This window comes from Halomonas lysinitropha (assembly GCF_902500215.1).
Taxonomy (GTDB): domain Bacteria; phylum Pseudomonadota; class Gammaproteobacteria; order Pseudomonadales; family Halomonadaceae; genus Halomonas; species Halomonas lysinitropha.
Genome location: NZ_CABVOU010000046.1, coordinates 243,120 through 261,998 on the forward strand (window position 1 = coordinate 243,120; position 18,879 = coordinate 261,998).

An 18,879-nucleotide genomic window follows, 5' to 3' on the forward strand; every position below is an offset into this window, starting at 1 on the left:
GCCGGGCCGATTCCACGAGGGAGAGAACGATGAGACAGGGTCTTAAGAGACTGTGCGGCGCGGGAGCTCTGCTTCTCCCGCTGACCGTAGCGACGCCGCTTGTGGCGCAGCAGCCGGTGGTGGAGGACCTCACTGGACAATCCGAATCCGGTAGTTTCTATGACCAGGCGGCCACTCGTGAGGAGGCCGGCGGCAGTCTGGTGCTCTTCAACCAGGTCCAGAAGCACCAGGAAGAGCTCCGCCAGCTGCGCGGGCAGGTGGAGGAGCTGCGCCACCAGCTGGAGCAGCTGCGCCGTCAGACCCGCCAGCAATATATGGACATCGAGGATCGCCTGATGGCGACGAGCGGCGGGGTCGACCAGGCCGTTCCGGCCGTGGACGAGGAGAGCGCCCGTCAGGTCGCCGAGGCTCCTTCGCCAAGTGCGGAGGAACCCGGCATACAGGAGGCCTACCAGGAGGCCTTCTCCCACGTTCAGGCCCGCGAATTCGGCCAGGCCATCAGTGCCTTCAACGCTTTCGTCAGCGAGCATCCCGATAGCCGTCTGACCGCCAACGCCCACTACTGGCTCGGCGAGCTCCATTCCGCCGAGGGCGAACTGGAGGCCGCCGATGCCGCGTTCCGTCGGGTCCTGGATGACTTTCCCGAGAGTAGCAAGGTGCCCGACGCTCTCTACAAGCTAGGCCTGCTCGAGGCTCGCCAGGGACGCCCGGAAGAGAGCCGGGCGCTACTCGACCGCGTACGCGAGGAGCATCCCGACAGCAGCGCCGCCGGTCTGGCCGACGACTTCCTCCGCCAGGCAGGCAACTGAGGGACAAAGGAATAATGATGACCTGCAAGATCGACTACCAGCCTGCGGCCGACCTGCTCGACGGCCGCATTATCCTGGTGACCGGTGCCGGGGATGGCATCGGTCGAGCGGCGGCGCTGACCTTTGCCGACCATGGGGCCACCGTGGTCCTGCTCGGGCGCACCATCAGCAAGCTGGAGAAGGTCTACGACGAGATTGAAGCCGCCGGAGGGCCCCAGCCGGCGATCTTTCCGCTGAACTTCGAGGGAGCCACGCTCAAGGATTACCACGATATGGCCGAGACCCTCGACAAGGCGTTCGGCCGCCTCGACGGGATCCTGCATAATGCTGGTATCCTTGGCCGCATCACGCTCTTCGAGCAGTACAACCCTGAACTCTGGGAGCAGGTGATGCAGGTCAACATCAATGGGCCGATCTGGATGACTCAAGCGCTGATGCCATTGTTGAAGCGCTCGACGGATGCCTCGGTGATATTTACCTCCTCAAGCGTTGGGCGCCGTGGCCGGGCCTACTGGGGGGCCTACGCGGTATCCAAGTTCGCTACCGAAGGCTTCGTCGAGGTGCTGGCCGATGAAGTCGAGCACCTGGGGTCGGTACGCGTCAACAGCCTCAATCCAGGAGGCACGCGAACCGCCATGCGCAAGGCTGCCTATCCCGGCGAGAACGAGATGACGCTGCGGACTCCCGAAGAGATCATGCCCACCTATCTGTGGCTGATGGGTCCGGACAGCCGCGGCCACAACGGCGAGAAGTTCGACGCCCAGCCACCGAAACATGGATGATGACGGGCCGGGTCTCTCGAGGGCCACTTACTTTCCTCGCCCGGTGTTTCTCAGGGCCGCCGCCAGCGCCTCGGCCGTATCGAACCAGAGGTCGGCGGGCCACCCTCGGTAGTCGTCCCCTTCCTCGATATAGCCATAGCCCACCGCCACCGCGGCCATGCCGGCCGCGCGTGCCGCCTGCATGTCGCGGCGGTGATCACCGATATACCAGCAGTCGGCAGGTGCCGCTCGGAGATAACGCGCGGCTTCTCTCAGGGGCTCGGGGTCGGGTTTCTTGACCGGCAGGTCGTCGGCGCAGAGCAGGGCGCCAGGGGTAAGCTGCAGCGCTTCGATCAGTGGCGCGGCATAGGCCCGAGGCTTGTTGGTCACGATTCCCCAGGGACGAAAGCTTGCCTCCCATTCGGCGAGCAGTCGTTCCAGCGGGGGAAAGACCCGGCTCTCCTCGGCTACCGCGCGACCGTACGCCTCGAGCAGGAAAGCACGCGCCTCGCCATGGCCCTCGGCTTCCTTGTCGAGACCCAGGGCCAGGGTTACCAGGGCACTGCCGCCGTTGGAGACCTGGGCGCGAATTACCCCATAGGGCAGGGCCGGCAGCCCATGATGGTGACGCAGGACGTTGGTGGCCCGGGCCAGGTCCGGTGCGGTATCCACCAGGGTGCCATCCAGGTCAAAGAGCAGGGCCTGGGGAAGGTGCCCGGTCATCTCGTCGCTTCCCGGCGACAGTGCATCAGGTAGTTGACCGAGACATCGCGCGTCGACAGGGCATAGCGACGGGTCAGCGGATGGAAGACCAGGCCGTTCTGCTCGCGCACATCCAGCCCCGCCTCACGGCACCAGCCGGCCAGTTCCGAGGGGCGGATGAAGCGCCGGTAGTCGTGGGTGCCGCGAGGCAACATGCGTAACACGTATTCGGCGCCGAGCACCGCCAGCACATAGGCCTTGGGATTGCGGTTCAGCGTCGAGAAGAACACCTGGCCGCCGGGCTTGGCCAGAGTAGCGCAGGCGTGAACCACCGAGGCGGGGTTCGGCACGTGCTCGAGCATCTCCAGGCAGGTCACCACGTCGAACTCGCCGGGCTGGGTCGCCGCCATCTCCTCGACGCTGATATGGCGATAGCCGATGGCCACCCCGCTCTCCTTGGCGTGTTGCCGGGCCACGGCCAATGGTGCTTCGCCCAGATCGATGCCGGTGACCTCGGCGCCACGGTGGGCCATGGCCTCGGCAAGAATGCCACCGCCACAGCCCACGTCGAGCACTCGTCGACCGGCCAGTCCCGCCCGGGCATCGATGAAGTCCAGCCGCAGCGGGTTGATGTCGTGGAGCGGCTTGAATTCGCCTTGTGGATCCCACCAGCGATCGGCCAGGGCCTCGAACTTGGCGATCTCTGCCTGGTCGACGTTATCCGCTTCCGGGTGGCTTGCACTCATCTGCTGTCTCCATGAAGTCGCTGAACTGACACGCTGGCAGGCCGGGCTCGGTCCGGTATCATGGGGCATTGTACCTGCTCCCGGGAGGGCATTCCCACGCTTTCCCGATGGCCATATCTTCAAACAGTGACAGGGACCGCACCATGATCAACAAGGCCGTTCTTCCCGTTGCCGGGTTCGGCACGCGCTGTCTCCCGGCTTCCAAGGCCATTCCCAAGGAGATGATCACCATCGTCGACCGGCCGGTGATCCAGTACGTGGTTCAGGAAGCCGTCGCCGCCGGCATCCGCGATATTGTGCTGGTGACCCATGGCACCAAGAGCGCCATCGAGAATCACTTCGACAAGCACTTCGAGCTCGAGGCGAGCCTCGAGGCCAAGGGCAAGACGGAACTGTTGGAGGAGCTACGCTCCATCGTGCCCGCGGACGTCAACATCATCAGCGTGCGCCAACCCGAACCGCTGGGCCTGGGTCACGCCGTGCTCTGTGCGCGCCCGGTGGTAGGTGACGTTGAGCCCTTCGTGGTCCTGCTGCCCGACGTGCTGGTCGACGGCGAGGGCATCAAGCCCAATGACCTGGCGGGAATGATCGCCGCCTTCGAGGCCAGCCATCACAGTCAGTTGATGGTCGAGGAGGTGCCCCACGACATGGTCCACAAGTACGGCATCGTCGACACCGGCGGCGAGCTCCCCGGCCCTGGCGAATCACGGCCCATCGCCGGCGTGGTGGAGAAGCCCCCCGTGGATGAGGCGCCTTCTGACCTGGCGGTGATCGGCCGCTATGTGTTGCCGGGCCGAATCTTCTCGCTGCTTGCCGACACCCCGCCAGGCGCCGGCAACGAGATCCAGCTCACTGACGCCATCGAGACCCTGCGTCGCGAGGAAGGCGTTGACGCCTGGCGGATGCGTGGCAAGACCTACGACTGTGGCCACCAGCTGGGCTATCTGGAGGCGATCCTCGCCTATGGTCGCCGTCACCCGCGCTACGGCCGAGGGTTTCGTGAGCTGCTGACGCGCTACGCCGGAGAGGAGTGACCTCCATGCGGGTACTGATCCACGGCAGCGAGCTGGCCGCTGCCACCGCCGCGGCGGCGCTCTCCTGGGTCGGCCACCGGACCACCTGGCTGCCCCATGCCTCGGCTGACTGGCCAGCGCTCTCCGCCAGCGGCTGGCTGACCAGCGAACCGGAGCTGATGCGCCGGCTCGAGGAGGGATTGGACCAGGGCAGCCTGCGCCTGGTCGCCGACGAGCGTGACGCCGTCGGCGGCGAGCCCTACGACGTGTTCTGGCTCGCCGTCTCCCCGGACCAGCGCCAGGATGCGGCCGACAGCGTCGAGCGCCTGATGGACGGTCTCTGCCCGGGGGCGGTGCTGGTCAACAACTCCACCTTCCCGGTGGGCGAGACCGAGCTTTTGGAATCGCGCCTTGGCGGCTGCCGAGCGGTGGCCCTGGCCGACCTGCTCGAGGAGGGGCGCGCCTGGGAGACCTTCACCCGGCCCTCCCGCTGGCTGCTGGGCTGTGACGACGACAGGGCGGAGCGTCAGGTGCGCGAGCTGCTGCGCGCCTTCAACCGCCGTCGCGAGGTGTTCCAGCGCATGCCTCGGCGCGCCGCGGAGCTCACCAAGCTGGCTATCAACGGCATGCTCGCCACGCGCATCAGCTACATGAACGATATCGCCGGGCTGGCCGACAGCCTGGGAGTGGATGTGGAGTACGTCCGCCAGGGCATGGGCGCCGACTCGCGCATCGGCTACGAGTACCTCTACCCCGGCTGCGGCTTCGGCGGCCCCAACTTTTCCCGCGACCTGATGCGCCTGGCCGACGTCCAGTCGGCGAGCGGGCGCCACTCGGCGCTGCTCGATCAGGTGCTCGATATCAACGAGCACAAGAAGGAGACGCTGTTCCGCAAGCTCTGGGCGCACTTCCACGGTCGCCTGGAGGGTCGTTGCGTGGCCATCTGGGGGGCGGCCTTCAAGCCCGGCACGGCCCGCATTGATCAGGCGCCGGTGCTCACCTTGTTGCGCGCGCTCTGGGCCCAGGGGGTGCGGGTTCGCCTGCACGATCCGGCAGCGATCCCTGCGGTGCTGGCCGAGGTCGGCGAGCACCCGCTGCTCGAGGTGTTCCGGGGGGAGCCCCTGGAAGCCTGCGAGGGGGCCGATGCCTTATTGCTGGTCACCGAGTGGAAGGCCTACTGGAACCCCGACTGGACTCAGCTGGCCGAGCGGCTCGGCGAGAAGTTGCTGCTCGACGGACGCAACATCTACGATCCCGCTCACGTGGCCGCCTGTGGCATGCACTATAGAGGCATCGGGCGACGCGCCGATCCCTGACCTTGCACCCGACAATAAGGTGCCGGAGCGCCGCGCGATCAGCTGAAGTTCTGTGCGACGAAGTCCCAGTTGAGGACGCTCCAGATGTTCTCGAGGTACTTGGGACGCGCATTGCGGTAATCGATATAGTAGGCGTGCTCCCAGACGTCGATGGTCAGCAGCGGGGTCTGGCCGTGGGCGATGGGGGTATCGGCATTGCTGGTGTTGACGATGTCGACGCCGCCGTCGTCAGTCTTGATCAGCCAGGTCCAGCCCGAACCGAAGTTGCCCGCGGCCTGGGCGTTGAAGGTTTCCTTGAACGTGTCGAAGGAACCGAACTTGGCATCGATGGCCTCGGCCAGTGCGCCGCTCGGCTCACCGCCACCGTTGGGCGCCAGGCAGTGCCAATAGAAGGTGTGGTTCCAGACCTGAGCCGCCTGATTGAACAAGCCGCCGGAGGAGGACTTGATGATCTCCTCCAGTGACTTGTTGGCGTCGTCAGTACCGTTGGTCAGCTCGTTAAGCTTGTTCACGTAGGTCTGGTGGTGCTTGCCGTAGTGGTACTCGAGGGTCTCGGCGGAAATGTGCGGCTCCAGCGCGTTCTTCTCGTAAGGCAGTGCGGGCAGTTCGAATCCCATCGAATCTCTCCTTGTCAGCAGCGGTCTTGGTACAGCACGCCGTGGCGCGCCATCGGGTTAGCGGAGTTCAAGGCCCGGCAAGCTGGCGTTGACGTACTCCGTGCGTTCCGGTGACGAAAAACCTTACACTATCAAGTCGATGTGTCGGTGCTGTCGCGGCAGCATAGCACCCGGCTCTGGAGGCGCCAATCAGACGGCGCCTGCCGGCGGCCCCGGCCACCCTGTTTTCCAGAGAAGGAGTTCGCCATGGCAGAGCGCCCGGATGCCTCCCGGTACAGCCGGCCGATCGTCCCGGACCCGGATGCCAGTCTCTCGGCGCCCCGTTGGCGTCAGCCCCCGCCACCGCGAGTCTGGCCGTTATGGCTGCTGGTGGTGTTGCTGATTGCCGCCGGTGTCGCCCTTTCCTGGGTCGGCTGGCAGGAGCGCACCCGCCTGCAGGCGGAGCTCGCTCGAGTCAGCGGCGAACTCTCCAACGTGCATGCTCGCTTCGATGCGGAAGAAGGGCGAGGAGAGGCTTTCGCTATGTTTCAGGAGCGCATGGACGAGCTCGCCAACCTGGAAGCCGAACTCGATGCCGTCATCGACGAACGCCTGGCGACGCTCAATACGCAACAGGAACAGCGCCTGACGCCTATCGAGAACAGGGTGACGTCTCTCGAAGAGTCTACGACGTCTCTCGATGACCGGCTCGCCGCTCTGAGCGACGAGAACGATACGCTGGCTGCCATCCTGGCCGCGTCCCGCACCTCCCTGGATGCCCTGGAGCGGGCGGGCGAGGGGGGGCGAGCCGCACTTCAGGAGCGGCTCGCCGCGCTCAATGAGGCCCACGAGGCAGCGCTGGATGAGCTGAATGAGCTGGACGGGCGCCTTGCCCGCCAGCGTGATGCCCAACTGTCGCGTCTGACCGCCCAGGAAGAGGCATTGTCAAGCCTCGAGGCCGACGTTGAAGCGATGGCGGGATCACGCGATGATGCGCAGGAACAGAGGGAAATGCTGGGCAACCAGATTCGAGATATCGAGTCCGAGCTGCGTGAGCTGCGCCAGTCGCAGCTTGTCATGAACGCCCAGCTCGAGGCCCTGCGCGAATGACTTGTCGCCAGTTCAGGAAGCGTTAGCAATGGATAGTTGCGTTTACACACGCCTGGGGTTGGCGGCACTTTGCCTGGGTCTCGCGCCTGGCACCCTGGCCCTTGAGGCAACCATCGAGGGCATCGAAGATCCATTGGCAGAGAACGTCCGCCTCTACCTCGATGGCCTGGAAGCCGAGCAGTACAGTCCCGATCGCCTGGAAAGCGAGGTGTTGCGGCGCAGCAGCGAGGCGCTGCGCGTATACGGTTACTACTCGCCCCGGATCGAGCCGCGTTTCGATGATCCCGATTCACCGACTCAAGTGACGCTGACCATCAGTCCGGGAGAACCGGTGCTGATCGAGGTCCTCGAACTCTCCGTGACCGGCGATGCCGCGGGAGATCCTCCCTTCACCGAGGCCATCGAGGCGTTTCCTCTGGAAGAAGGGGATCGCCTGCGCCATGCCCCCTTCGACAGTCTGCGCAGCCGGCTGGCCAACCTCGCTCTCGAACGCGGGTACTTCGACTGGCGTTTTGCCGATCGTCGGATGGAGGTCAGGCCCTACGCCAACAGTGCCCGGCTCTATCTGGCGCTGGACAGCGGCCGTCGCCATCGCTTCGGTGACGTAAACTTCCGGGGCCATCATATCGAGACCGCCCGGCTGGAAAACCTGGCCCCCTTCGCCAGCGGGGAACCCTACCTGGCGAGCCGGGTCGCCAGGTTCAACCAGCGCCTGGGCGAGACCGAGTGGTTTGCCTCGGTGAACGTGCGTCCGCGTCTCGCCCGGGAGCTGAGGCGCCTGGCGTTGCCGGAGGCAGAACCGACCTGGTGGCAGTCGCTGGATGTGGCGGGCGTGGAGCCCGTCACCGCGACGCCTCGTATTGCCGAGGCGTCGTTATTGGCGGCCGCCAGTCTGCAGCGCCCCACTGTTCCCAACGTACCGATCGACGTGGTGGTGACTCCTGCTGACCGCCACCAGTTCGAGGTAGGCGTGGGCTATGCCACCGACGTCGGCCCTCGCCTGCGATTTGCCTGGGACCAGCCCTGGATCAACCGCTATGGTCACGGCCTGGATCACAACCTCTACATCTCGGCGCCGGACCAACGCTTCTCGGGCGTCTACACGCTGCCGCTGGCGGACCCGTTGCGTGACAGCTATCGCTTCCAGTACGGTCTGCGCCACAAGGACAACGAGGACACCCGGACCTTGGAGAGTACCCTGGAGGCGGCCCGTCGCTGGAAATTCGACAATGACTGGGAGCAGAGTCTCTATCTGCGCGGTACCTTCGAGGATTTCACCCAGGCCGGTGTTTCCAATCAGGTGTTGCTGCTCTATCCCGGTATCAGCTGGTCGCGCACCCGCACGCGCAACCCCACCTTTCCCACCTGGGGAGATCGCCAGCGCCTGGCCGTGGAGTACTCCAGTGACTGGTGGGGGTCGGCCGCCGAGTTCCTGCGCCTGACGGGCGACAGCGAATGGATCCGCAAGGTCGGCGACGACAATCGTTTCGTGGGTCGAGTCGGCCTCGGTATGATCACCACCGATGACTTCGCGGACATTCCCCCCTCGCTGCGCTTCTTCACCGGCGGCGATAGCAGCGTGCGGGGCTACGCCTACGAGAGCCTTGCCCCCGAGGACGACGAGGGCCGGCTAATCGGCGGTGAGCAACTGCTCACCGCCAGCCTCGAGGCCCAGCGTCGTATCACCGGGAAGTGGTGGGCGGCGAGCTTCATCGACACCGGCGATGCCTTCAGCGACTGGGATCCGAACGACCTGAAAACCGGCGCCGGCCTGGGCGTGCGCTGGATCTCCCCGGTGGGTCCGATTCGTTTCGATGTGGCCCACCCCTTCGATGCCGATGATGCCTTCCGCATCCACTTCTCTATCGGCCCGGAATTCTGAGAGCTCGCATCTTGAGAACCCGCGCATTGACCTGGGCCCTGGCCCGACTGTTGATTGTCCTGCCTATCTGGCTGATTGGCCTGGTGCTGCTGCTGCTCGGCCTGGCGCTCTCCCCATGGGGCACCGGTGTCCTGCTCGAACAGGGTGCCAAGCACGGTCTCTACGAGCTCGGGGCCGTGGAGGGCGCCCCGCTGGATCGCCTGGTGCTGCATGACCTTCGTCTGAAGGCCGGGCCGGCCCGTATCGCCCTGACGCGTTTCGAGCTGGCCTGGTCCGAGGAGTGCGTCCTGCAGGGGCGGCTGTGTCTCGACCGGCTGGCCGTGGAAGGCGCCGATATCCGCCTGGCCGAAGCGGACGCAGAGCCGGAGGCAGAGCCAGAGGAGGGCGCAGGAACGGCACTCGAGGAGATCCGCCTGCCGTTGCCGGTGGAACTGCGTGAGCTTTCGCTGGTTGATGTGAACCTGCAACTCGCCGATGGCACACAGCTGACCTGGGTCTCCTTCACCACCGGCGTTCGGGCCGAGCAGAGCACCCTGACCCTGCTGCCCACCCGGCTGGCCGGTGCGCGGCTGACCCTCCCGCTCTCTGCCGGCACTCGCCTGGCCCTGAGCGAGGCCGAACATGAGGGCGCGCGGCCCTCGGCGGTGGCCATCGATGCGGCCATTGCCGTGCGCTCTCGACTACCGGCCCAGGCTGCCGCCGAACTGGAAGGCCTCGCCAACCTGCCCCTCGACGAGCAGCCACGCCGCGAACTGCCCGACGTGACCCTGCCCATGGCCGTGGAGGTACCCGAGCTCACCATCGAGGACTTCGCCATTGCCGGGTCGGTCGAGTATGGCGTGGAGGAGCTCCTGCTGCGCCTCACGGCCCGCGGGCAGGAAGTCGAGATCGACACCCTGGCAGTTGCCACGCCCGATGCCGATGCGGAGCTGATGGCCCGTCTGTCACTTCGTGACGACTATCCCCTGGAGGCCCGACTGGCTGCTGATCTCTTCCTTCCGGAGCGGATGCCGGCGCTGCAGGGAGAGCGTATCGAGCTTGTCCTGGCCGGAAGCCTGGCCGATCTGGAGGTCGACCTGGCCACTCGAGGTCCCGTCGAGGCCCACCTGGTGGCCCGCCTCGACGCCCTCGACCCGACTCTGCCGTTCACCGCTTCACTGGAAAGCGATGCCCTCCAGTGGCCATTGCCCGGGGCCGAGGTCACGCCGGTCGATGAGACGCAGGAAGCACCGCCCCAGTCGGACGCGCCGGCCGAGGGGGGAGAAGAGGCGGTCGATAAGGGAGAAGAAGCGAGCGAAGCGTCCGCCGAGCCCTGGCAGGTCGAGGACCTCGCGGTGCACCTGGAGGGCAGCCTGGTCGACTATCGTACCCGCGTGTCGCTCAATGCCCAGGGGCCGGACCTGCCGCCCACCGACCTGCTGGTCAGTGGCAGTGGTGATCTCGAACACTTCCGCTGGTCGCCGTTGTCGGTCAACCATCAAGGGGCCGTGCTGGTCAGCCGCGGCCAGGCCGCCTGGCGCGACGGGCTGGACGTCGAGGCCACCTTGTCGCTGGATAATCTGGATCCCGGGCGCTTCGTCGAGGGATTCGATGGGCGCCTGGGTGGCGGGGCTGAGCTGGCCTTCGTCCAGGACGACGCGGGCTGGCGACTCGAGGTGCCGGCGCTGGATATCCAGGGCGTGCTGGACGACCGGCCACTGAGCCTCGAGGCCGTCCTCGCCGGTGATAGCGAGATGCGCTGGGACGTCGAAACCCTCGACTTTCGTCAGGGCGCCAATCGGCTCAGCCTGGCCGGGCGGGTAAGCCGTCAGGCCCTGGATCTGGCCGGCGACCTGGACATGCCCGCGCTGGAAAGCCTCTACCCCGACCTCGGCGGCAATCTGGCCGGGCGCTTCACCACGGCCGGCAGCCTTGAAGCCCCGGAGCTCGATCTCACGCTGACGGGCCGATCGCTGGCCTTCGCTGACAATACCGTGGCGTCCCTCGACCTGACGGCACAGGTCGCCGGGCTGGAGGACCCCGACCTGGCGCTGGCCCTGGAGGTCGGCCGCGTGGAGGCCGGCGAGCAGCGTCTCGACCGCCTTACCCTGGACCTCGACGGGCGACTCTCGGAACACCGCCTGCGCCTGGCCGCCCAGGGCGGCGATGACTTGCCGCTGTCGCGGCTGGTCCTGGCCCTGGAGGGCGGACTCGACAGCGCTCGTGAGCGCTATCGCGGGGCTTTGTCGCCACTGGAGGTCGACAGCGAATTCGGTGATATCCGCCTCGCCGAGACACTGACCTTCGATGCTGACCTGCCTGCGGGCTCGGCGCGGGTCTCACCGTTCTGTCTGACCCGCCGCCAGGGAGGCGAGGTGTGCCTGACCGAGCCGCTGGAGGCCTCGGCCCAGGCCGGTCGGGCCGTGCTCGCGATCCGCGACCTGCCCATGGACCTGGCCGATGCTGCCATGCCGCCGGGGTGGCGTATCAGCGGCGAGAACACCGGATCCATCGAAGCCGGCTGGTCGGCCGGTGGGGCGCGTTGGCAACTGGTCGCCGATCTCGACAGCCGCGCCGAGGTCACTGGCGAGGATGCCTACGGCCGTCCCTGGTCGGTGCCCGGCACCCGCCTGGGTCTGGAGGTGACGGCGAGCGAGGCCCGTGCGGAGCTCGATCTGGTACTGGGGCTGGCCGACAGCGGCGAGGTACGCCTGGCCCTGGCCGTCGACGAGCCCTTGACCGTGGGCGCCCTCGACGGCCAACTGCGCATCGATGACTTGCGCCTGGGTCCCTATCGTCCCCTGGCCACCGGCCTGGAGGCTTTGGAGGGGGGCCTGGACGGTGATATTCGCATCACCGGCAACCGCGAGACACCACGGCTGGATGGTCGGCTCGCTCTCTCGGGGCTGAAGGCCGGCGGTCTGGATTTACCGCTCGAGGTTCGCGACGGGGAACTCGTCCTCGAACTGATCGGTGATCGGGCTGACATCGACGGCTTCCTGGCCGCTGACGAGGGACGCCTGCAGATCGGGGGCAATGCTCGATGGTCCGGCGGCGGCAGCTGGCAGGCCGCCGTCGACCTGCGGGCCGTCGATGACCCCCTGTTGGCGGTCCTGCCCGAGTTCGGGCGTCTGCGCCTGGCACCGGATCTGAGAATCCGCGCCACCCCCGAGCGGCTCAGAGTCCGAGGCACGGTCGATATTCCCTGGGCGCGACTCGAGGTGGGAGAGGTGCCCTCGTCGGCCGAGGCGCCGAGCCCCGATGAAGTGATCATCACCGAGGAGCAGGACCAGCGCGCCGCTGAGGCCGAGGCTGAAGCGGAGCGAAAAGCGGCTGCGCAGCGCGCCGGCGCGGGAGAGGACGAAACGGGGGAGACCACGGCCGAGGCCATGGCGCGTGCCGGCATGGCCACGGATATCCTGATCACGCTGTCGCTGGGACCGGACATGCAGCTCGAAGCTTACGGGCTGACGTCCAAGCTCTCGGGCAATCTCGAGGTACGCCAACAGAACGGACCCGTCCAGTTGTTCGGTGACGTCAGTCTGGACGACGGTCGCTTCAAGGCCTTCGGGCAGGACCTGGTGATCCGTGAGGGGATCCTGTTCTTCAGTGGACCGCCGGGTCAGCCACTGCTCGATTTCGAGGCGATCCGCAATCCGGCGGCCACCCAGGACGAGGTGATTGCCGGTCTGCGCGTCAGCGGCTCGGCCGATTCACCAAGCCTCGAGATCTTCTCGGAACCGGCCATGGACGAAGCCAGTGCGCTCTCTTACCTGCTGCGCGGGCGTGCCCCGGACAGCAGCGGTGGCGCCGATGGGGCCCTGACCTCGGCACTGATCGGGATTACCCTGGGTCAGACTGGGGGGGCCGTGGGCGCCATCGGCGAAGCCTTCGGCATCGATGACCTGAGCCTCGATACCGCCGGGGCAGGGGAGGAGAGTCAGGTCGTGGTCTCCGGCAACCTCACCGACCGCCTGAGCATCGGCTACGGGGTGGGTGTCTTTTCGCCCATCGCCGAGATCACCCTGCGCTATCAGCTGTGGCGCAACCTCTATCTCGAGGCGGTCTCCGGGGCTTCCCAGGCGGTCGACCTGGTCTACAGTTTCAGCCTGCCGGGCGATCCGCCGTCCCCGTGAGGCAGGTCAGATTTACATTTCACAAAACGATGGAGTCAACGCCATGCCACTGTCCCCCGACCATGCTCTTGAAGGACGCGATACGCCAATTCCGATCAGCGGGATCCATCTGGTCAACGGCCATGCCATGCAGCCGCCCTGGCCCGAAGGCATGGAGGAGATCGTGCTGGGAATGGGATGTTTCTGGGGAGCCGAACGGCTCTTCTGGCAGCTGCCGGGCGTCCATGTCACCGCCGTGGGCTACGCCGGCGGCGTGACGCCAAACCCCACCTACGAGGAGACCTGCAGCGGCCGGACAGGTCATGCCGAGGTGGTGCGGGTGGTCTTCGATCCTCGTGAAATCGACCTGGAAACCCTGCTGAGGGTGTTCTGGGAAGCCCATGACCCGACCCAGGGCCATCGCCAGGGCAATGATATCGGCAGTCAATACCGCTCGATTATCCTCACCACCACGCCAGCACAGCGCGAGACGGCCCAGCGCAGTCTGGAGGCCTATGCCTCGTCACTGTCGCGTAGCGGAAAGGGGGAGGTCACTACCGAGATCGAGCCTCTCGAGGCCTTCTATTACGCCGAGGAGTATCATCAGCAGTACCTGGCAAAGAACCCCGGCGGCTATTGTGGCCTGAAGGGCACCGGCGTCAGCTGTCCGCTGGGCTGAGCGTCACGGCCCGTTCGCCGACGCAGCGCCATGCTGGAGCTGGGCCAGCCTTTCCGTCAGGCCGTCCATTTCATCGCCCAGATAATCGGTGTCGAATTCGGCTTCCTCGAACATTCGCTTCGCGTCGTAGACCGCGATATGGCCGCGAAACTTCTTGAGTATCCCGTCCTGCTCGAGGGTCTTGAGAAGGCGGTTGATGTGTACCGGCGACAGGCCCAGTATGTTGGCCAGCAGTCGTTGGGAAACCGGAAACGCGAATGCCGCCAGATCGACATGATGTATCTTGTCGAGACGAAAGAAGGTTTCGATGATGAAATGCAGTAGCCGCGAGCGCGCGCTGCGATGATGGGCGATCAGCATTCGCTCTGTGACGAGGGCCTGCTGGCGGCTGATATTGGCAAACAGGGCGATCGCGATGGACGTGGAGGCCGAGATGATATCGACGATATTCTCGTGGGGAAAGGGCACGACCGTACCTTGAGTCACCATGTTGGCGTCGCTCACGTGCTTCATGAAGGTGAATTCTCCGAGCCCGACGATATCACCGGGCAACAGCAATTCTATCACTTGCTGCTCGCCATCCCGGGAGAGGCGAAGGGTGATGGCCCATCCACTCTGCAGAAGGTAGAGTTCGCCAACTTTGGCGTGGGCGCGCCAGAGTAGCGTTTTCTTGTCGATGGATTGCGGGCTCTGCTCGAACCCCGCCAGCAGGTCTTTATCCGAGGCGCTCAAGTCCACATGTCGCGCCATGGTTCTCTGAAGCAGGGTAAGTTCTTCGTGCTTGGCGGAGAGGGTAGTACGATGATGGGTGTCGATAATAACGTGCCTGTAGGATCATGCCGGAACCAGGTGGTTTGCATCTTCTGCTACCAGTGTAGCCGTAAATGCCATTGTGCATCGTGATATGCCATTGAGTATCGTGGCCTGTCACCTCATGGTCAGGACAGGCCACGCGTCAGATGCTTGCTCAGTGAATACCCGATCAGCGGGGGGAGTCCGGGTGTCCCGGCCGAGGACGATGCCCGTTTGCGGCCTCGCTGCTCGAGGCGTATCGGAGGGCTGTCCAGTACATCTCCTGATGTTCGCGGGGCGGGGTTGGCAGTAGCCATTCGGCTTCCTTGAGGACCTGGAACTGTGCCTGGGCCTGACCGATGCAGCTCTTTAAATGGCCATCCAGCTGGGGCGTGCCGTTGTCGGCATGAAGGCGCTCGTAGAAGCGCCGCGACTGCCACTCCTCGAGCAGGGCGAGGCTGATCGCCTGGGCGGCTCCGGCATCATCGAGGATGAAGAAGTGGGATTGAGAGGGCAGGCTGGGGGGCTCCCAGTCCGTCGCTCGAGCGACCGGCTGAGAGAACGTCAGCTGTGACGACTGTTCGATCAGCGCCTGGATCCGCTGCCGGCTCTCCTCGGCGAGGGCCTGCATGAGTCGGCTTATTCCGATGCTGTAGGTCAGGAAACGCAGGGAGAGCCAGCGATATCGGTGGTACGCATGGTGCTCATGGCCGTTGGCCTGACCGAGGACATCCTCGGTCAGGGCGATCTCACCGGGCTGCGGACTCGGCGGCGTGGCGAGAGGGTCGATGCGGTCATTGATGCTTGGCAAGCTCACGATATGTCACCTCGTTGTTATTGATGGAGACGTCACCGGACATGGGGCAACGTATCCGGCGGCGGTCATGCGGCCTGTTTTCCGCTGAGACTAGGCAGCAACGTCGCAGCGGTCTGCCAACCTGGGTTAACAACGCCATGATTTATTGCCTTTCCTGATCCAGATCAAGTCCCGCGACGGGACGGCCTTCACGGTTTTCCCCGCTTCAGGCTCATGCGCGAGGAAGCATCGGCCTGGTGAGGCCCTCGCGGTGCAGCGAGGATCCTCGCCGTGGACTGCCAGTCGACGAGCTGCTGGCCGACCCGCCGGGCCAGCCAGCTCTGCAGGCGCCCCTGGCGCCACTCCACGAAGCCCACATGCCCGCCATGCCGGGCGATCTCCACTCGCACCGACGGGGACGGTATCGGCAGCCTCGCGAACAACCCCGGCGGCATGAAGGGGTCATCGTCGGCATGCAGGACGAGCGTCGGTATCTCGATCTCGTCCAGCAGCGGGCCGGCGGCGGCACGGCGGTAGTAGTCCTCGGCGCCATCGAAACCGTGCAGCGGGGCCGTCACGGCCTCGTCGTAGTCACGCAGGCTCTCCAGGGCCTCGAGCGCCTGCAGGGTGATCGAAAGCGGCAGCTCGCCTCTGGACAGGCGAGGGGCCATCTTGCGCTTCAGCGAGCCAAGCAGATGGCGCTCGTAGATTCGGGCGATGCCGTGGTGCAGGGTATCGGCGCAAGCCGAAAGGTCCAGGGGGGCGCTTATCACGATGGCCCCCGCCAGATCGAGGCCGTCGCCGCCCTGTTCGGCAATCAGCTTGACCAGCATGTTACCGCCGAGGGAGACGCCGGCGGCGACCTTGAAGGCGCGGGGATAGCGATGGGCCAGCTCGCCGATCAGCCAGTAGGCATCCGCGGTATCGCCGCTGTGATAGGCCCGGGGCAGCCGGTTGGGCGAGGCCCCGCACCCGCGAAAGTGCATGAGCAGCGCTCGCCAGCCAAACTTGGCGGCGGTGTCCAGCAGCTGTCGGGCGTAGGGCGAATCCAGCGACCCCTCGAGCCCGTGGAAGAGCACCAGGATGGGGGCGTCCGCCCGTTCGGGCTGCGGTCGTGCCCAGGCCAGCTCGACGAAATCCCCGTCCGGCAGCTCGAGGATCTCGGTCTCGGCGTCAATCGCCGGTCGCGGCAGGCAGCGAGGCAGCAGCGTCTGGATGTGCCGGTTGGCGAGCCCCCGCGGGGGGTGAAAGTCGGCAGCGTTCCAGATCGCGTCCATCGGGGCGTCACTCCGGCGGAGTGAGGTTGTCGTGGCCGGTGGAGTTGATCGCCACATTGTCCTCGATGCGGATGCCGCCGTGGTCGGCCAGGCGGTTGACGAGCGGCCAGTCGATGTCGCGGCTCGCCGTGCCCTCCCTCAGCGGTGCCAGCAACATGGGGATCACGTAGAGGCCGGGTTCCATGGTGACCACCATGCCGGCCTCCAGTTCCCGGGTCAGGCGCAGGGCAGGGTCCGTTTCGGGGGGCGGCAGGGGCCGACCCGCCCCGTCCACCCGGCCGGCCACGTCGTGAACCTGCAGGCCCAGCGAATGGCCCAGGCCATGGGGGCAGAAGGCTCGGGTGATGCCCTGGGCCACCGCCGCCTCGGGCGAACAGTGCACCAGACCCTGGTCGGCCAGCAGCTGCCCCAGACCCTGGTGCAGCCGCTGGTGCAGGCCGACATAGTCGACACCCGGCGCCAGGGCCTCGACCAGCCGGATCTGCAGTGCCCTGAGGCCCTGGATCAGCGGGGCGAAGGCGGGATCGGCGTCGGGCCCGGCCCAGGTGCGGGTAATGTCGGCACAATAGCCCCGGTAGCGATGGCCGGCGTCGAGCAGCAGGCTGCGCTGCCTGGCGGGGGGAACGGCGTCGTAATGCTGGTAGTGGAGCACACCGCCATGGGCATTGACCCCCACGATGCTGGCATAGGGCAGCGCCGTTTCGCGCTGGCGGGAGGCTCCCAGGTAGGCGAGCTGAACATCGAGTTCGGCGCCACCCGCCAGAAAGGTGCGTCGCGCTGCACGATGGCCGGCCATCGCCTGCTGGTTGGCGCCTCGCAGACACTGGATCTCGTAGTCACTCTTGCGCACCCGGCGCTCGTCCAGTGCGCCCAACAGATCTGTCGGATTGCAGGTAGCGCCGAGCGACTCGGCGAGCGCCACTGATACGTCACCGAGCACCGCGAAACGGCCGGCCGGCAGGGTGGGCGGGGCGTCGTCGCGGCCCATCTCGACCTCGAAGGCCTCCATCCAGGCCTCGTCGGGCAGGCGGGCAGGCAGGTGCCAGAAATCGTCCGGGGCATGGACCTTGAGTCTCGGTCGCTCGCCCGGGCGGATCAGCAGCCAGCTGCGCGCCAGATCGGCCTGGCCGGTCCAGTGCATGAAATGGCCAAAGGCGGCGAAGCTTGCCTCCTGGTCGTCGGCGAAGTGGGGGCGAGGGTGGCCGCTGTAGAGCAGAACCCCATCCAGCCCCAGTTGCGCCAGAACGTCGCCGTAGGCCTGTTGGAGAGCCACCAGGTGGTCCCGTTGAAGGGAGGCGGTGGACGAGGACGTGTCAGCTCCGGTCATGGGGGCTCCGTTGATGAAATGGACATGGGGTAACGCTGAGCCGTGCCGTTGGATAGTGCCTCCCAGAGGGCTTCGAGGGCGGGCTGCGTGTGACCGCGACGGCGGTAGAGACGGATCTCCAGGGGAACCTCCCAGCGTGTATCGCCGGCCCGCACAAGCCGGCCGGCGACCAGGTCGCCGCGCACGGTGCGCTCGGGCAGCCAGCCCAGACCATAGCCCAGGCCGACCAGTTCGCGAATATTACCGCTCTGGATGCTTTCGTGAAGCACCTGGAAGTGGGGTGCTGCAGGCAGGTGTTCCAGGTGGCTGCGCAGCGCCAGATCGATCAGACCGCGAGGGTGGTAGGCGATCAGCGGTAACGTGCCGCATGACCTGGCTTCCAGATTGAAGCGTGGGCGGCCGTCGGCCTCGGGCAGCGAGATCGGGATCATCCGCTCCGTGCCCAGGCAGCGGTGTTCGAGTCCCTCGCTCTCGGGCATAAGCGGGCAGGCGCCCTGCGGCCAGTAGCAGAGCACCAGATCGCACTCCTCGCGGGCCAGGGCCTCGAAAAAGTCGCTGGCCAGCCAGCTGGTGGCTCGCAGGTAGGGCGTCAACGGAGGGGGTGAGGCCCAACCGGCGAGCCACTGCGGGAGGAATTTCGCCAGCAGACTCTGCGGCGCCGCCAGGCGCAGCTGGCCGGCCTGCTCCTCGGCGAGGTGGACCAAGCGCTGCCGGGTCGCTGCCACCCGGCGGGTGACCTCCTGGCAGAGGCCGAGAAATTCTTCGCCGGCCGGGGTCAGCGATAGCGGCAGGGTCTGGCGGTTGATCAGGGTAGTGCCCATCTCCTCCTCGAGCAGTTTGATGCGCCGCGAGAAGGTCGGCTGGGTGACGTTCTGTTCATCCGCCGCGCGGGAGAAATGCCGGGTCCGAGCCAGGGCGATGAAGTCTTCCAGCCAGCGCAGTTCCATGTCGCTCCTCGTGGGTACCGGAGCCGTGTGTC

16 protein-coding genes are annotated in these 18,879 nt (G+C 66.2%); 8 read left to right on the forward strand and 8 right to left on the reverse strand.

Going from position 1 to position 18,879, the window contains the following annotated elements:
* Positions 1–29: 29 nt before the first annotated feature.
* Together ybgF and HALO32_RS17055 are read left to right on the forward strand one after the other, a co-directional pair.
* Positions 30–809 (forward strand): tol-pal system protein YbgF, encoded by a 780-nt coding sequence (gene ybgF / locus HALO32_RS17050; protein ID WP_151445087.1) that lies wholly within the window; start codon positions 30–32, stop codon positions 807–809.
* A gap of 17 nt (positions 810–826) precedes the next feature.
* The gene (locus tag HALO32_RS17055) at positions 827–1,591 is read left to right on the forward strand and encodes a YciK family oxidoreductase (RefSeq protein ID WP_151445088.1); all 765 of its coding nucleotides are present in this window, start codon (positions 827–829) and stop codon (positions 1,589–1,591) included.
* 27 nt (positions 1,592–1,618) lie between these two features.
* Here the strand turns inward: HALO32_RS17055 and HALO32_RS17060 are convergent, their stop codons facing one another.
* Both HALO32_RS17060 and ubiG read right to left on the reverse strand, forming a co-directional pair.
* A complete protein-coding gene (locus HALO32_RS17060) occupies positions 1,619–2,293 on the reverse strand; it encodes an HAD-IA family hydrolase (RefSeq protein ID WP_151445089.1) in 675 nt (224 codons plus the stop codon).
* On the reverse strand, positions 2,290–3,018 hold the full coding sequence (ubiG, locus tag HALO32_RS17065) for a bifunctional 2-polyprenyl-6-hydroxyphenol methylase/3-demethylubiquinol 3-O-methyltransferase UbiG (RefSeq protein WP_151445090.1): 729 nt from the start codon (positions 3,016–3,018) through the stop codon (positions 2,290–2,292). The genes HALO32_RS17060 and ubiG overlap by 4 nt, the downstream gene beginning before the upstream one ends.
* 143 nt (positions 3,019–3,161) lie before the next feature.
* Here ubiG and galU point away from each other — a divergent pair, with 143 nt between their 5' ends.
* Complete coding sequence (gene galU / locus HALO32_RS17070; RefSeq protein ID WP_151445091.1) at positions 3,162–4,052, forward strand: UTP--glucose-1-phosphate uridylyltransferase GalU; 891 nt, start codon at positions 3,162–3,164, stop codon at positions 4,050–4,052.
* Positions 4,053–4,057: 5 nt separating this feature from the next.
* A complete protein-coding gene (locus HALO32_RS17075) occupies positions 4,058–5,347 on the forward strand; it encodes a UDP binding domain-containing protein (RefSeq protein ID WP_151445092.1) in 1,290 nt (429 codons plus the stop codon).
* A gap of 38 nt (positions 5,348–5,385) precedes the next feature.
* On the opposite strand, the gene HALO32_RS17080 is transcribed toward HALO32_RS17075, so the two are convergent.
* Positions 5,386–5,964, reverse strand: a complete 579-nt coding sequence (locus HALO32_RS17080; RefSeq protein WP_151445093.1) for a superoxide dismutase — start codon at positions 5,962–5,964, stop codon at positions 5,386–5,388.
* 246 nt (positions 5,965–6,210) lie between these two features.
* Between HALO32_RS17080 and HALO32_RS17085 the strand changes: the two genes are divergently transcribed.
* From HALO32_RS17085 to msrA, 4 genes are read left to right on the forward strand one after another with little or no spacing between them, the layout of a single operon-like run.
* Positions 6,211–7,053 (forward strand): coiled-coil domain-containing protein, encoded by an 843-nt coding sequence (locus HALO32_RS17085; protein WP_151445094.1) that lies wholly within the window; start codon positions 6,211–6,213, stop codon positions 7,051–7,053.
* Between the two features lie 28 nt (positions 7,054–7,081).
* A complete protein-coding gene (tamA, locus tag HALO32_RS17090; protein WP_151445095.1) occupies positions 7,082–8,935 on the forward strand; it encodes an autotransporter assembly complex protein TamA in 1,854 nt (617 codons plus the stop codon).
* Positions 8,936–8,946: 11 nt separating this feature from the next.
* On the forward strand, positions 8,947–13,050 hold the full coding sequence (gene tamB, locus HALO32_RS17095; RefSeq protein WP_151445096.1) for an autotransporter assembly complex protein TamB: 4,104 nt from the start codon (positions 8,947–8,949) through the stop codon (positions 13,048–13,050).
* Between the two features lie 43 nt (positions 13,051–13,093).
* Entirely contained in the window at positions 13,094–13,708 is a 615-nt protein-coding gene (gene msrA / locus HALO32_RS17100) for a peptide-methionine (S)-S-oxide reductase MsrA (protein ID WP_151445097.1), read from the forward strand.
* A 3-nt stretch (positions 13,709–13,711) separates the two neighbouring features.
* Here msrA and HALO32_RS17105 read toward each other — a convergent pair whose 3' ends face one another.
* The 5 genes from HALO32_RS17105 to HALO32_RS17125 all read right to left on the reverse strand — a co-directional run bounded on the left by HALO32_RS17105 (position 13,712) and on the right by HALO32_RS17125 (position 18,847).
* Positions 13,712–14,458, reverse strand: coding sequence for a Crp/Fnr family transcriptional regulator (locus tag HALO32_RS17105; RefSeq protein WP_151445098.1), 747 nt, complete (start codon positions 14,456–14,458; stop codon positions 13,712–13,714).
* A 232-nt stretch (positions 14,459–14,690) separates the two neighbouring features.
* On the reverse strand, positions 14,691–15,317 hold the full coding sequence (locus tag HALO32_RS17110) for a ferritin family protein (RefSeq protein ID WP_151445099.1): 627 nt from the start codon (positions 15,315–15,317) through the stop codon (positions 14,691–14,693).
* Between the two features lie 188 nt (positions 15,318–15,505).
* Positions 15,506–16,573, reverse strand: coding sequence for a hydrolase (locus HALO32_RS17115; protein WP_151445100.1), 1,068 nt, complete (start codon positions 16,571–16,573; stop codon positions 15,506–15,508).
* Between the two features lie 7 nt (positions 16,574–16,580).
* Entirely contained in the window at positions 16,581–17,900 is a 1,320-nt protein-coding gene (pepQ, locus tag HALO32_RS17120; protein WP_151445101.1) for a Xaa-Pro dipeptidase, read from the reverse strand.
* Positions 17,897–18,847: a LysR family transcriptional regulator gene (locus tag HALO32_RS17125; protein ID WP_151445102.1), complete on the reverse strand. Its 951-nt coding sequence runs from the start codon at positions 18,845–18,847 to the stop codon at positions 17,897–17,899. Before HALO32_RS17125 ends, pepQ begins: the two co-directional genes overlap by 4 nt.
* Between the last annotated feature and the right edge of the window lie 32 nt (positions 18,848–18,879).